Source organism: Bradyrhizobium jicamae (assembly GCF_018130215.1).
Taxonomy (GTDB): Bacteria; Pseudomonadota; Alphaproteobacteria; order Rhizobiales; family Xanthobacteraceae; genus Bradyrhizobium; species Bradyrhizobium jicamae_A.
On record NZ_JAFCKQ010000037.1, the window covers coordinates 34,290 to 49,501 of the forward strand.

Sequence of the window (15,212 nt, forward strand, 5' to 3'; positions counted from 1 at the left end):
TCTACTCGCCCGGTTGAAGTGAAGAGCCTTTAGCCCGCATCGGGCCGCCCCCACGGCGATCGCGCCGGGCCCACAGGCGGAACCGGTCGAGATAGAGATAGATGACCGGGGTCGTATAGAGCGTCAGGACCTGGCTCAGGATCAGGCCGCCGACGATGGCGATGCCGAGCGGCTGCCGCAATTCGTCGCCGTCGCCCATGCCGACCGCCAGTGGCAACGCCCCGAGCAGCGCGGCCATCGTCGTCATCATGATCGGACGGAAGCGCAACAGGCAGGCCTCTCTGATGGCCTCGAGCGGCTCCAGCCCGCGCCTGCGTTCCGCCTCCAGGGCAAAATCGATCATCATGATCGCATTCTTCTTCACGATCCCGATCAGCAGGATGACGCCGATCAGCGCCATGATACTGAACTCGGTCTTGAATGCCATCAGCGCCAGCAAGGCACCCACACCTGCCGAGGGCAATGTGGACAAGATCGTCAGCGGGTGGATGTAGCTCTCATAGAGCACGCCCAGCACGATGTAGATCGTCACCAGTGCCGCCAGAATCAGGAACGGCTGGTTGTTGAGGGAATCCTGGAACGCCTTGGCCGTACCCTGGAAGGTGCCGCGGATCGTGGCCGGGACGCCGAGCCGGTTCATGGTGGCATCGATGCTGGCGACCGCCGTGCTCAGGGAGACGTTCGGCGGCAGGTTGAACGAGATGGTGTTGGCGACCAGCAGGCCCTGGTGGTTGACCGCCAGCGGGGTCGCGCCCTGCTTGAAACTGGCCACTGCCGAGAGCGGAATCATCGTCTCGCTGGTGGTACTGACCGCCGACCCGGTCGAGGCCACGCCCTTGCCGGTCGCCCCGATCGAGTTGGTGGCCTGATTGCGCGCGGCCTGGGCGTTGGCCGAGTTGGCCGAGCTCGCGGCGCCCGGCGCGACCACGGTCCCGGCGACCGCGTTGGTCGACTGCGAGCCGCCGACCGATGCGCCCGAGGTGCTGACATAGACGTCCTTCAGCGTCTCCGGATTCTGCCAATAGCGCGGCGCCACCTCCATGATGACGTGGTACTGGTTGCGCGCGACATAGATGGTCGAGACCTGGCGCTGTCCGAAGGCGTCGTAGAGCGTGTTGTCGATCTGGCTGACGTTGATCCCGAGCCGGGCCGCGGCGTCCCGGTCGATCACGAGATCGGATTCCAGGCCCTTGTTCTGCTGGTCGCTGTTGACGTCGGCGAGCTTCGGATCGCGCTGCAACGCCGCCGCGATCTTCGGCGTCCATTCATTGAGTTCCTCCAGTGTCGGTCCCTGCAGCGTGTACTGGTACTGGGCATTGGAGGCCCTGCCGCCGACTCGGATGTCCTGCACCGCCTGCAGGAACAGGCTCGCGCCCGGCACCACCGCCATCTCCCGCCGCAGCCGGGCGATCACCCCGTCGACGCTGATCTTGCGCTGATCGAGCGGGCGCAGGGAGACGAACATGAAGCCGGAGTTGGTCTGGCCGCCTCCGGTGAAGCCGACGACCGTCTCGACCGCCGGGTCGTTCTTGATGATGTTGACGAACTGCCCGAGCTTCTGCTGCATCAGCTGGAACGAGATGCTCTGGTCGGCCTGGATGATGCCGATCATTCGTCCGGTATCCTGCTGCGGGAAGAAGCCCTTCGGGATCATGTCGTAGAGGTAGAAGTTCAGGCCGAACACCGCCGCCAGGATCAGCATCACCGACAGGCGGTGCTGCAGCGCCGCAGTCAGCGTCCGCCGGTAGAAGTTCAGCATCGCCTCGAAGAAGCGCTCGCTCGCCCAATAGAGCCGTCCGTGCCCCTCCCCGGTCTCCGGCTTCAGCAGGACGGCGCACATCATCGGGGTGGTCGCCAGCGAGACCGCGAGCGAGATCAGGATCGAGATCGAGATCGTCATGGCGAATTCGCGGAACAGGCGGCCGATGATGCCGGACATCATCAGGATCGGGATGAACACCGCGATCAGCGAAATGCTCATCGACAGCACGGTGAATCCGACCTCGTTGGCGCCCTTGAGCGCCGCCTCGACCGGGGTCATCCCCTCCTCGATGTAGCGCGTGACGTTCTCCAGCACGACGATGGCGTCGTCGACCACGAAGCCGGTCGCGACCGTCAGCGCCATCAGGGACAGATTGTCCAGACTGTAGCCGATCAGATACATCGCCCCGAAGGTCGCGACCAGCGACACCGAGACCGCGACCACCGGGATGAAGGTCGCCCGCGCGCTCCGCAGGAACGCGAACACCACGATGATGACCAGCAGCACGGCGAGCATCAGGGTCCGTTCGACGTCGCGCAGCGAGGTCCGGATCGTGGTCGAGCGATCGACCGCAAGCCCGATATCGATGGCCGGCGACACCGACGCCTTGAGCTGCGGCATCAGTCCCTTCACCAGATCGACGGTCGAGATGATATTCGCGTTCGGCTGGCGGTAGAGGATGATCAGCACCGCCGGCTTGCCGTTGGCAAGACCGGCATTGCGCAGGTTCTCGACCCCGTCAGTGACCTCGCCGACATCGGAGAGATGCACCGCCGAGCCGTTGCGATAGGCCACGATCAGCGATTTGTAGTCGTCCGCCTTGTTGGCCTGGTCGTTGGAGTAGATCTGGTAGCGCTGGTCGCCGACGTCGATCCCGCCCTTCGGACTATGGGCATTGGCGTTCGACAACGCGGCGCGAACGTCTTCCAGACCGATGCCGTATTTGAAGAGTGCCTGCGGGATCAGATCGACCCGAACAGCCGGCAGCGAGCTGCCGCCGACCACAACCTCGCCGATCCCCTCGACCTGCGACAGCTTCTGCGCCAGCACCGTTGACGCCGCGTCGTAGAGGTCGCCGCGGGTCAGCGTATCAGACGTCAGCGTCAGGATCAGGATCGGCGCGTCGGCCGGGTTGACCTTGCGGTAGGTCGGATTGCTGCGCAGGCTGGTCGGCAGGTCGGCGCGCGCCGCGTTGATCGCGGCCTGCACGTCACGCGCGGCGCCGTTGATGTCGCGGTTGAGCCCGAACTGCAGCGTGATGCGGGTCGTGCCGACCGTGCTCGACGAGGTCATCTCGGTCACGTCGGCGATCTGGCCGAGATGCCGCTCCAGCGGGCTTGCGACCGTGGTGGCGACGTCCTGGGGGCTCGCGCCCGGCAACGTCGCCTGCACCGAGATGGTCGGGAAATCCACCTGCGGCAGCGGCGACACCGGCAGCTTGAAGAACGCCACCGCGCCGGCCGCCGCCAGCCCAAACGTCAACAGCGTCGTCGCGACCGGTCGCCGGATGAATGGGGTTGACGGGTCCATGGCTCAACGCGACCCGCTCGCCTCGCCGACCGCGTCCGATCGTCCGGCAAAGCGCAGCGCAAGCCGGTCGAACCAGAGATAGATCACCGGTGTCGTGAACAGGGTCAGCATCTGGCTCACCAGGAGGCCGCCGACGATCGAAATGCCGAGCGGGTGCCGCAACTCGGACCCTGCGCCGGTGCCGATCATCAGCGGCAGCGCGCCGAGCACGGCCGCCATGGTCGTCATGATGATCGGCCGGAACCGCAGCAGGCAGGCCTGGTAGATCGCCTCCCGCGGCGGCTTGCCCTCGTTGCGCTCCGCATCGAGCGCGAAGTCGATCATCATGATCGCGTTCTTCTTCACGATGCCGATCAGGAGGATGATGCCGATGATCGCGACGATGGTGAGGTCCTGCTTGGCCATCATCAGCGCCAGCAGCGCGCCGATGCCGGCCGAGGGCAGCGTCGAGAGGATCGTGACGGGATGGATGAAGCTCTCATAGAGCACGCCCAGCACGATATAGACCGTGATGATCGCAGCCAGGATCAGGAACAGCTGGTTGGAGAGCGACGACTGGAACGCCAGCGCCGCGCCCTGGAAGCTCGTGATGACGCCGAGCGGCTGGCCGATGTCGACCTGGGCCTGCTTGATCGCGGCCACGGCTTCGCCCAGCGATGCGCCCGGCGCCAGGTTGAACGACACCGTCGCCGACGGGAACTGACCGAGATGAGAGACCTGCAGCGGCGCGGTCTCGGTACGCATCTTCGCCATCACCGACAGCCGCACCGGCGTCGAGCCCACTGATGATGGAAGGTAGATCGACGACAGCGAGTCCAGCGATGTCTGCAGCGACGGATCGGCCTCCAGGATCACGCGATACTGGTTCGAGTTGGTGAAGATGGTCGAGACGATCCGCTGGCCATAGGAATCGTACAGCGCGTTGTCGATCGTCGCCGGCGTGATGCCGAACCGCGCCGCCTGGTCGCGGTCGATCTGGACAAAGACCGACAGCCCCTGCTGCGAGATGTCGCTCGCGACGTCGCTGAACTGGGGCAATTGCCGCATCTTGTCGACCAGCTTCGGCGTCCACTCGGCGAGCTGGACCGGGTCGGCGTCCTGCAGGATGAACTGGTACTGCGTCTTGCTCACCGTGCCCTCGATGGTGAGGTCCTGCACCGGCTGCATGTAGAGCGTGATGCCGGTGAGTTCCGACGTGGCCGCCTTGATCCGGTTCATCACGGTCGTGATATCGGACTTCCGCTCCTCGTGCGATTTGAGGTTGATCAGGATGCGGCCGCTGTTGAGCGTGGTGTTGGTGCCGTCGACGCCGATGAAGGACGACAGGCTGTCAACGTCGGGATCCTTCAGGATCACGCTCGCCAGCTGCTGCTGGCGTTCGGCCATCGCCGCATAGGACACCGATTGTGGCGCCTCCGAGATCGCCTGGATCACGCCGGTGTCCTGCAACGGAAAGAAGCCCTTCGGGATGGCGATATAGAGCCACGCGGTCAGGCCGAAGGTCGCGAGCGCGATCAAGAGCACGAAGGTCTGGCGATCGAGCACCCAATTCAGCATCCGGCCGTAGATCGCGATGACATAGTCGAAGCCTTCCCGGCTGAGCCGCTGGAAGGTGTTCTCATGCGCGGCATCTTCCGGCTTCAGCAGCTTGGCGCAGGCCATCGGCACCAGCGTCAGCGACACCACGGCCGAGATCAGGATCGTGACCGACAGCGTGATGGCGAATTCGCGGAACAGCCGGCCGACGACGTCGCCCATGAACAACAGCGGGATCAGCACCGCGATCAGCGACACCGTCAGCGAGATGATGGTGAAACCGATCTGCTCGGAGCCGCGCAATGCAGCCTGCAATGGCGGCTCGCCCTCCTCGATGTAGCGCGAGATATTCTCGATCACGACGATGGCGTCGTCGACCACGAAGCCCGTCGCGATCGTCAGCGCCATCAGCGACAGGTTGTTCAGGCTGAAGCCGAACAGATACATCGCCCCCAGCGTGCCGACCAGCGACAGCGGCACCGAGAGGCTCGGAATCAGGGTCGCGCGGGTCGAGCGCAGGAACACGAAGATCACCAGCACGACCAGGACCACCGCCAGCGACAGCTCGTATTCGACGTCGCGGACAGAGGCCCGGATCGTGACGGTGCGGTCGGTCAGGATGTCGAGGTCGATCGCGGCTGGCAGCGTGGCCTTCAACTGCGGCAACAGCGACTTGATACCCTCGACCACCGAGATCACGTTGGCGCCGGGCTGGCGCTGGATGTTCAGGATGATCGCCGGCGTCTCGTTCATCCAGGCGCCGAGCTTGTCGTTCTGAGCGCCGTCGATGACATCGCCGACGTCGCTGAGGCGGACCGGCGAGCCGTTCTTGTAGGCGACGATCAGCGAGCGATAATCGATGGCGTTGCGGATCTGGTCGTTGGCATTGATCGTGTAGGAGCGCATCGCGCCGTCGAAATTGCCCTTCGGCGTATTGACGTTGGCGTTGCCTAGCGTGGTGCGGAGATCGTCGATGTTGAGGCCGTAGGCCGCGAGCTTGCGGATGTCGGCCTGGATGCGCACCGCGGGCCGCTGGCCGCCGCTGATACTGACGAGGCCTACGCCGGCAAGCTGCGAGATCTTCTGTGCCAGGCGGGTGTCGACGAAATCCTCGACCTGGGTCAGCGGCATGGTCTTTGAAGTCAGGCCGAGGGTGAGGATGGGCGCGTCAGCCGGGTTGACCTTGGCGTAGATCGGCGGCGCCGGCAGGTCCGAGGGCAACAGATTGCCCGCCGCGTTGATCGCGGCCTGCACCTCCTGCTCGGCGACGTCGAGCGAGATCGACAGGCCGAATTGCAGGGTGATCACGGAGGCACCGGCCGAGCTCACCGAGCTCATCTGGTTGAGGTTCGGCATCTGGCCGAACTGCACCTCCAGCGGCGCCGTCACCGACGAGGTCATCACGTCGGGACTGGCACCGGGGTAGAAGGTCTGCACCTGGATGGTCGGGTAGTCGACCTCCGGCAGCGCCGCGACGGGCAGGAATCGGAACGCCAGCATCCCCGACAGCATGATGGCGATCATGAACAGGGTGGTCGCCACCGGCCGGAGAATGAATGGCCTTGACGGGTTCATTGCTTCTGCCCGTCCTCGGAGCGCTTGCGCTTGCCGCCTCCCGCCTTGGAATCAGCGGCACCCTCCTTCGCCGCCGCGCTAGAGGCCCCCTTGGCGGCAGCGGCCGGGTTCGCGGCATCCGCCGGATTGCGCACCACCACCTTCGCTCCCTCACGCAATTTGTCGGCGCCGTCGATCACGATGCGGTCGCCGGGCGAAAGCCCCGAGATCACCTCGACCCGATCGCCGTCGGTGACGCCGAGCTTCACCGGCCGGACCGAGACCGTGCTGTCGGCGTTGACCAGATACACGAACGTGCCGGGCACGCCGCGCTGGATGCCGGCCGTCGACATCGTCGTCACGTCCTTGTGGGTGTCGAGCAACAGGCGGATGTTGACGAACTGGTTCGGATACAGCGTACGCGGCTGGTTGTCGAACTGGGCGCGCAGCTTGATCGTGCCCGTGGTCTGATCGATCTGGCTGTCGAAGGTCTGCAACAGGCCACTGGCGAGCTTGTTGGTGCCGCTGCGGTCATACGCCGCCGTTGGCAGTACTGCGCCTTCCCTCAGCCGCTTCGCGACCGCCTGCAGATTGTCCTCCGGCAGCGTGAACAGAACGCTGATTGGCTCGAGCTGCGTGATTACGACAAGACCGGTGGCGTCTCCCGCGGTCACGTAATTGCCAAGATCGACCTGGCGCAACCCGACGCGTCCGTTGATCGGTGACACGATGTGACAATATTGCAAATTCACCTCGGCGGACTGCACCGAGGCGCGGTCGGCTTCCACTGTTCCCTGGTACTGGCCGACCAGAGCGATCTGGGTATCGAGCTGCTGGTGGGGCACCGCGTTCTGCGCCGCGAGGTTCTGATAACGCGTCAGATCGACCTGGGCGCCCTTCAGCTGCGCCTCGTCGCGCGCAAGTTGCCCCTTGGCCTGCGCCAGCGTCGCCTGATAGGGACGCGGATCGATCTCGGCGATCAGGTCGCCCTTCTTGACCTCGTCGCCCTCCTTGAAATCGATATTCTGCAGGTAGCCGCTGATCTGGCTCTTGATCGTCACTGTGGCCAGCGACGTCACCGTGCCGAGCGCGTTGAGGTTGATTCCGATATCCCCCTTGCCGACGGTCTCCGGCACGATCGACATCGGCGCGCCGTTGCGGCCGGCGCCGGCCTGTTGTGGCGCGCTTTGCTGCCGCGTCCACCAGACGATTCCCGCAAGCAGCAGCAGGATGATGAATGTCGTCAGGATGACCTTGCCGCGCGATGACCGCTTGGTCTCTTCAGGCGATGATATCGACGGGTGTTTGAGCTGCTGGTCCATAAGCTGCCTACAAGGAATCACGAATGAGCTCGCAGGGTTCGTGCGTCCCCCTGAACCCGCGCGCGCCACATTCGTAGGAGCATTTTGAACGCTTCCGACGAACAAAGCGCGTTAACAATCGGAAAGGATGATATCACCTCCGCTCCCGATCGCTCGCTCTTCACGCCGGATTGTCGTCAAGTTTACCCGATCATCTGCAGCCAGGGCAACACGATCAGCAACAATCCGACAAAGTAGATTCCGCCGAAAATCAGCCCGAACTTCCAGAAGTCGCCCTTCCCGATATAGCCGCTGCCGTAGTACATCGGCGCCGGTCCCGTGGCGTAGGGCGAGATCACGCCCATCAGCCCCAGCGAGTACACGCAGAGCAGCATCAGTGTCGGCACCGACAGGCCGGGAATGGCCGAACCGACCGCCAGCACCACCGGCAGCACGGCCGCCGTGTGAGACGTGATGCTCGAGAAGAAATAGTGGACCCAGAAGAAAAACGAGACGAGCAGAATCATCCCCGCCAGCGGCGACATGCCGGCCAGCGGCCGCGCATAACCCTCCGCCACCCACTTGATGAAGCCGATCTCGTTGAGGCCCGACGACAGCGTGAGCAGCGAGGTGAAATAGAAGAACACCTCCCAGGCGCTCTTCTCGGCGACGATGTCGTCAAAGGCGATGACGCCTGACAGCAGCATCAGCGAGATCACGACGAACACGACCGTCGTCGCGTTGATGAAGTTTGAGCCGAGCAGCGGCAGGCTGATATTCGGGTTGGAACCGCAGATCCAGAAGAACATCGCCAGCAGAACCAGCGCCACCATGATCCATTCCTGGCGCGACGGCGGCCCCATCTTGGCAAGCTCGCTCCGGCTCCAGGTCACGATCTCAGGGCTTTGCTTGATCTCGGGCCGGCACACCACATAGCTCAGCAGTGGCACCACCAGCAGGAGAAGGATGCCAAGCGGCGCAAAGCCGATGAACCATTGCGACCAGCCGACGTCGACATTCACGAGCTTCTTGGCGATCGACAACGCGGCGGCATTGGGCGCCAGCGCCGTGAGGAACATCGAACTCGTCACCGCCGTGGTCGCAAATGCCGTCCACATCACGAAAGTGCCGATCTTGCCCGCGGTCGGGCCGGGCTCGGAACCATAGATGCGCGGGATGTTGCTGACGATCGGATAGATCGTGCCGCCTGAACGCGCGGTGTTGGACGGTGTCGCCGGCGCAAGCACGAGGTCCGAGAACATCACGGCGTAGCCGAGACCGATGGTGCTGCGGCCGAGCAAGCGCACCAGAAGCAAAGCCAGCCGGCGGCCGAGCCCGCTCTTGCGATAGCCGATCGAGAACACGAAGGCGCCGACGATCAGCCACACCGTGCTTTCCGAGAAGCCGCCGAGCATCCAGCGCAACGACTTGTTCGGATCGGGCTCGACATAGCCGCCGACGCCCGCGACCGTCAGCCCGATCAGGCCGACGGCGCCGACCGGCATCGATTCGAGGATCAGGCCGACGATCACGGCGGCGAACACCGCAAAATAGTGCCACTGATTGACGTTCAGCCCCGCCGGCACCGGGATCAGATAGATCACGAGCCACACCGCGAGCGGCGCAAGCGTCCTCCATGACATCTTCATGCGGCGTGCCCCCTTTGGATGTCTGATTGTTGGGCGGCTGCCATGTCCGCGGGCAGCGCCGCCATTTTCGTTGCAACATAGCATAGCGTCGCAGCCCGGTTCGAGCGCATGCGACCTGACGGCGCGCCTTGTGGAGGAACCCGGGGTCGCCGTCAACACCGCGCGGCCATCGCAACGCCGCGCGGCATTTGCTAGTCTCGGCCGCATGACGTCACGCGACTCCGCCTCTTCCGAGATCACACCCGAGGTGCTGCTGCGCGCCTATGCCTGCGGCATCTTCCCGATGGCCGAGAGCGCCGCCGATCCGACCCTGTTCTGGGTCGAGCCGGAATTGCGCGGCGTGATTCCGCTCGACGGTTTCCGCATCGCCTCGCGGCTGGCGCGCACTGTGCGCTCGGATGCGTACAAGGTCACCGTCGACACCGCGTTCAAGGCCGTGATCGCCGGCTGCGCGGCGCCGCAAGTCGGCCGCGACGACACCTGGATCAACAAGCGCATCCGCGACCTCTATGTCGGGTTGCACATGCTCGGCCATTGCCACAGCGTCGAGGTGTGGCAGGACGACGACCTGGTCGGCGGGCTCTATGGCGTCAGTCTCGGCCGCGCCTTCTTCGGGGAGAGCATGTTCCACACCGCGCGCGACGCATCAAAGGTCGCGCTGGTGCATCTGGTGGCGCGGCTGATCGCCGGCGGGTTCGAGCTGCTCGACACGCAATATGTGACCGATCATCTCAAGACCTTCGGCGCGATCGAGATTCCGCGCCGCCGCTATCGCGCGCTGCTCGACAAGGCGATCGCAGGCGAGCCGGCCGATTTCCGCAAGCTCGACACGGCGCATCCCGTCAAGGGCGAGGACGCGCTCGCGATCGTCGCGGCGCGCAATTGAAGTGCGCATAGCCCGGATTTCGCTGCGCTCCACCCGGCTACAGGATCAACCCTAGTTCCCGAACAATCCGCCGAACAATCCTCCCGGCCGCTGCTGCGGCGGTGGAGGTGGTGGTTGCTGCTGGAATTGCGGCTGCGGAGGCGGACGCGGCGCAGCCTGTTTCGGCGCCGGCGGACGTTTCTGGGCCGGGGGCGGTGGCGGGGTCGGCTGCTTCGGCGGATCGGGCGCGGCAGTCACGATGGTCTGGTCCGGACCTTTGCAGTCGGTGAGCCAGATGTCGTAGATCGGGTGCTCGACGCCGTGCAGGCCAGGGCTTGCGGCGTACATCCAGCCCGAGAAGATCCGCTTCACCTCACCCTGCAGCGTGATCTCGTCGACCTCGACGAAGGCATCGGTGTTGGCGGCTTCGGTCGAAGGCCGCGTGTAGCAGGCATCGGTCTTCACCCGCAGCGCGCCGAACTGCACGGTCTCGCCGATATCCTCATCGAAATTGATGATGCGCCCGGTGATCTTGTCGAGGCCGGAGAAGCTCGCCTTCTTGTTGGTGATCTTGGTCGATGGCGGCTCCTGGACGACCTCGTCGCCGGGCTGCAGCGTCGCCGCGGGCGCTTGCGGGGCCCCCTTGGCATTGGCGGGCGGGCGCTGACCCGGCGCAGCGTTCTGGCCGGGCGGCGTATTGGCGCCGCCTGGCTGCGGCGGTTGCACGGCAACGGAAGGTTGGGTGCCCTGGGGAACGCCGGGCGGCGGCGCCAGCGGCTGTGATTGCACGCTGCCGGGCGGCGGCACGGCCTGGGCCGGGGGCAACGGCCGGGTCGGCGGCGGCAACAGCCGGCCCCGCGGCAATTCCGGCACTTCCTCGTCGTCGTCACCGGGAGGCGGCTGCTGACCGCGCGGGATCGAACCCGGCGGACGCGGCGCGGGATCGGAGAAAATCGTGCCGATCTGCGCGCGCGCAGGCGGTGCAAGCGCGACGGTTGAGGCGGCGATCAGGGCCGCAAAGCCAGTCAGGGCAATGGTTCGAAACATCTCGCGCGGCTTCAACAGGCGAATCGGGCTCGTCGCAGTTTACCGTTATCGGCCGCCCGCAGGACCACCGGTTAACACGCCGAATACGGCGGGGAAAGGGCGGTTCGCCCGCCCTCCCCGGCCACTGGTCAGTCACTCGAGCACATGGGATAGTTCAGGGGCTCCCGCGCGCCCCGCGCGAAAAACAGAGGAAAATCCGGCACTGAACCGGACCAGCCAGAGGAAACCAAGCAACATGCCCGATCGTATCAGGCTCGATGGCCGGGTCGCCGTCGTCACCGGCGCTGCCGGCGTCATCGGAACCGCCACCCTCAACCTGCTGGCCGCGCGCGGTGCGCGGATTGTCGCAGTCGATCGCAGGGCCTCCGACCTGGAAACGGCGATCAAGGACCTGCCCGCCTCGGCGGAGGCCCTCGCAATCGCCGCCGACGTCACACAGGAGGACGAGGTCGAGGACTACGTCCGATCGGCCGTGGATCGATTCGGCACCATCGACGCCTTCTTCAACAACGCCGGCATCGAGGGCGACATCAAGCCCATCCCGGAGTACTCGCTGGAGAGTTTTCGCCGCGTGCTCGACGTCAACGTCGTCGGCGTATTCCTCGGCATGAAGCATGTGCTGCCCGTCATGCTGAAGCAGAACAAGGGCAGCATCATCAACACCGCCTCGATCGCGGGCCTGATGGGGTCGCCGATGATCGCGGTCTACAGCGCAAGCAAGCACGCCGTGATCGGGCTCACCAAGAGCGCGGCCTGGGAATGCACGGGCACAGGCGTCCGCGTCAATTGCGTCTGCCCGGGCATGATCGACAGCCGGATGCTGAGCACGATCCTGCAGGGCCGCAGCGGCGGCAACGCGCCACCGCCGGTCGACAGGATCGTCGACCGCATCCCGGCACGCCGGCTCGGCCTCGCCAGCGAGGTCGCCTCGATCGTCGCCTTCCTCGCTTCCGACGAGGCGAGTTATGTCTCCGGCTCCGCCTATACCGTGGACGGCGGCCGCACCGCCGCCTGACGTCTCACATCACAAGCAAGAGAAGGTCTGAGCAATGCCCGTTGTCCTCGATGCCGATGCCGCCGCCGTCTACAAGGCGTTCCAGGAGGCCGGGCGCCCGGCCTATGAAACGCTGACCGCACCGGAAGCGCGCGAATATTATCGCGCCGCCCGCGTTGTCGCTAACCCCGAACCGCCCGAGCTCGAATCCAGCAAGCCGCTCGCGATCCCGGCGCCGCACGGCACGATCCCGGCCCGCATCTATACGCCGAAGACGCTGCGCAGGACGAACGGGCTGGCGCCCTGCCTGGTGTTCTTCCATGGCGGCGGCTGGGTGATCGGCGACCTCGATACCCACGAGGTGGTCTGCCAGAAGATGGCGCATGAGGGCGAGTTGATCGTGATCTCGGTCGACTACCGTCTGGCGCCCGAGCACCATTTCCCCGCCGCGGTCGACGATGCCGTCACGGCGACACAGTGGGTTGCGGCCAACGCCAGGGACCTCGGCGTCGACGCATCGCGCCTGGTCGTCGGCGGCGATAGCGCCGGTGGCAATCTCGCGGCCGTCGTCGCACTCACCGCCCGCGAGGGCGGACCGAAACTCGCCGGTCAATTGCTGGTGTATCCGGCAACCGATTTCGCACGGAAGCATCCCTCGCACCGCGAGCCCGAGACCAGCATCCTGTTGACCCATTCGGTGATCGGCTGGTTCGCCAACCACTATCTCGGCGGCGCGGACTCGAGCGACTGGCGTGCCTCGCCCGCGCGCGCGAAAAACTTTGCCGGCCTGCCGCCGGCCTATGTGTTGACCGCAGGAGCCGATCCGCTGCGCGACGAGGGCGACGAATATGCCAAATTCCTCAAGGAGGCCGGCGTGCCCGTAACTTACAGACATTTCCCCGGCCAATTCCACGGCTTCTTCACCATGGGCAAGCTGCTCAACCAGGCCAATGTCGCGGTGTCAGAAATCAGCGCGTGGCTGAAGACGCTCGGCTGAGTTGCCGACTACGGGCGTCAGACTTGCGACGATAGTGCGCCTTGAAGTTCCTGCCGGCCTCACGATAGTGCGCGTCAACGCCTATCGTGTGGCCTGCCCCGTCAGCCGTCGAGATCGCCTTGCTCACGCCCATCGCCGTCTGCGGCATTCCGCTTGATTTCATTCTGTTCGGGCTGACGCTGCTGGGTGTGGCGCTGTTCCATCGTCACACACTTGCAGCGGCGTTGACGGGACTTGCCGCAGTTGTCGGCTACAAGCTGGCGTTCACCGGCTTTGCGACATTCGGCCCTGGCCTGCCCGGCCTCGTGCACCACATGCGGCACGAATGGGTCACGCTCGCCAATTTGTTCCTGCTGCTGATGGGATTCGCGCTGCTGTCGCGCCATTTCGAGGACAGCCGCATCCCCGATCGCATGCCGGCATTGCTGCCTGACGACTGGACGGGCGGCGTGCTGCTGCTCGTGCTGGTCTTCGTGCTGTCGGCCTTCCTCGACAATATCGCGGCGGCGCTGGTCGGCGGCACGGTCGCCCGTCATGTGTTCCGCGGCCGGGTCCACATCGGCTATCTCGCTGCGATCGTCGCGTCCGCCAACGCCGGCGGCGCGGGCAGCGTCGTCGGCGACACCACGACGACCATGATGTGGATCGACGGCATCAGCCCGCTGACGGTGGTGGATGCCTATGTTGCGGCTGCCGTCGCAATGCTGGTGCTGGCGGTGCCGGCCTCGCTCCAGCAACAGCGCTATTCGCCGATCGTGAAGAAAGCGCTGTCCGGCACACGCATCGACTGGACGCGCGTCGTGATCGTGGCGGCGATCCTGCTGGCCGCGATGGCCGCCAACGTCACCGCCAATCTCAAATTCCCCGCACTGCTCGATACCTTTCCAGTACTCGGGGCCGCGGTCTGGCTCGCCATCCTGCTGACGTCATTGTTGCGGCGTCCGGACTGGTCGGTGATGCCGGAAGCCGGTCAGGGAACAGCGTTCCTGCTCGCGCTGGTGACGGCGGCTTCGATGATGCCGGTGGAGAAACTGCCCGCCGCATCCTGGCAGACCGCGCTCGGCCTCGGCTTCATCTCGTCGGTGTTCGACAACATTCCCCTGACCGCGCTGGCGCTCAAGCAAGGCGGCTACGACTGGGGGCTGCTTGCCTACACCGTCGGCTTCGGCGGCTCAATGATCTGGTTCGGATCGTCCGCGGGTGTCGCGGTCTCCAACCTGTATCCGGAGACCAGATCCGTGGCGCGATGGATCGTCTATGGCTGGCCGATCATCCTGGCCTATGTCGTCGGATTCTTCGTGATGCTCGCCTTGCTCGGCTGGCATCCCGACGCGCCGCACTGAGGCCGGGTCTGGCATATCGGGGGGCTCGCCACGCTGCAGTGCACAATTTTACTGCATAAAAGTTGTTGAAAAACGAGACAAATCCGTTGACTTTGCTAAACTCGTTTCGTCGTAACAACTTATGGAGCGTTCCGCATGAGCGTTAGTGTCGAAGTCCTCACCCGCGCCCCGTTGGAGTTGGAACAGATGATCGAGGGCGAACTCAACACGGTGAGTTCGTATCGATCACGCAGCAACATCCACCCTCTCTCGCCGATGCCGGACTATGTCGAACACCGCAACGGCGTCAACGAGGTCGGCAAGCTGTCGGCCGAAGCGGTCGTGCGCGAATACGAAGCGGCGGTCAAAGAGATCGAGGCCCTTGGAACAGAATTGCAATTGGCCGCCAAGAAGTGCGAGACGATGGTGGCCGGCGTCCATGACATGATCGCGGAAATCAAGGAATTCGCTGCCGGTTATCGCGATCAGGGCAAGCGTTTCTTCCTGCAGATCGAGGCCGTTTCGTTGATGACCTCGGAGGTCCGGGATACCTGCGAAGTGCTTAAGAAGAAAATCGCGTCAGACACATTGACCGAGTGATCTTTGGACCGTTTAGTTCGATTGAATACCAATTCGTTCAACATATTGCCCCGCT

The 15,212-nt window shown here is 64.7% G+C and carries 10 protein-coding genes; 5 read left to right on the forward strand and 5 right to left on the reverse strand.

Annotated elements, in window-relative coordinates; genetic code table 11:
- Window position 1: 1 nt before the first annotated feature.
- From JQ586_RS29570 to JQ586_RS29585, 4 genes are all read right to left on the reverse strand, one after another.
- On the reverse strand, window positions 2-3,292 hold the full coding sequence (locus JQ586_RS29570; protein ID WP_212398159.1) for an efflux RND transporter permease subunit: 3,291 nt from the start codon (window positions 3,290-3,292) through the stop codon (window positions 2-4).
- 3 nt (window positions 3,293-3,295) lie between these two features.
- Window positions 3,296-6,403, reverse strand: a complete 3,108-nt coding sequence (locus tag JQ586_RS29575; RefSeq protein WP_212398160.1) for an MdtB/MuxB family multidrug efflux RND transporter permease subunit — start codon at window positions 6,401-6,403, stop codon at window positions 3,296-3,298.
- Window positions 6,400-7,704 carry an MdtA/MuxA family multidrug efflux RND transporter periplasmic adaptor subunit gene (locus JQ586_RS29580; RefSeq protein ID WP_212398161.1) on the reverse strand — a complete coding sequence of 435 codons (1,305 nt, stop codon included), beginning with the start codon at window positions 7,702-7,704 and terminating at the stop codon, window positions 6,400-6,402. The genes JQ586_RS29575 and JQ586_RS29580 overlap by 4 nt, the downstream gene beginning before the upstream one ends.
- Before the next feature lie 182 nt (window positions 7,705-7,886).
- A complete protein-coding gene (locus tag JQ586_RS29585) occupies window positions 7,887-9,332 on the reverse strand; it encodes a DASS family sodium-coupled anion symporter (RefSeq protein WP_212398162.1) in 1,446 nt (481 codons plus the stop codon).
- A gap of 205 nt (window positions 9,333-9,537) precedes the next feature.
- On the opposite strand from JQ586_RS29585, the gene aat reads away from it, so the two are divergent.
- Window positions 9,538-10,218, forward strand: coding sequence for a leucyl/phenylalanyl-tRNA--protein transferase (aat, locus tag JQ586_RS29590; protein WP_212398191.1), 681 nt, complete (start codon window positions 9,538-9,540; stop codon window positions 10,216-10,218).
- 51 nt (window positions 10,219-10,269) lie between these two features.
- Here aat and JQ586_RS29595 read toward each other — a convergent pair whose 3' ends face one another.
- Window positions 10,270-11,244, reverse strand: coding sequence for a DUF2155 domain-containing protein (locus JQ586_RS29595; RefSeq protein ID WP_212398163.1), 975 nt, complete (start codon window positions 11,242-11,244; stop codon window positions 10,270-10,272).
- A 235-nt stretch (window positions 11,245-11,479) separates the two neighbouring features.
- On the opposite strand from JQ586_RS29595, the gene JQ586_RS29600 reads away from it, so the two are divergent.
- The 4 genes from JQ586_RS29600 (at window position 11,480) to JQ586_RS29615 (ending at window position 15,157) form a co-directional block, all read left to right on the forward strand.
- The gene (locus JQ586_RS29600; protein ID WP_212398164.1) at window positions 11,480-12,259 is read left to right on the forward strand and encodes an SDR family NAD(P)-dependent oxidoreductase; all 780 of its coding nucleotides are present in this window, start codon (window positions 11,480-11,482) and stop codon (window positions 12,257-12,259) included.
- 34 nt (window positions 12,260-12,293) lie between these two features.
- Window positions 12,294-13,235: an alpha/beta hydrolase gene (locus JQ586_RS29605; RefSeq protein WP_212398165.1), complete on the forward strand. Its 942-nt coding sequence runs from the start codon at window positions 12,294-12,296 to the stop codon at window positions 13,233-13,235.
- Between the two features lie 119 nt (window positions 13,236-13,354).
- On the forward strand, window positions 13,355-14,578 hold the full coding sequence (locus tag JQ586_RS29610) for an SLC13 family permease (protein ID WP_212398166.1): 1,224 nt from the start codon (window positions 13,355-13,357) through the stop codon (window positions 14,576-14,578).
- A gap of 135 nt (window positions 14,579-14,713) precedes the next feature.
- Entirely contained in the window at window positions 14,714-15,157 is a 444-nt protein-coding gene (locus JQ586_RS29615; protein WP_249148320.1) for a hypothetical protein, read from the forward strand.
- Window positions 15,158-15,212 lie beyond the last annotated feature (55 nt).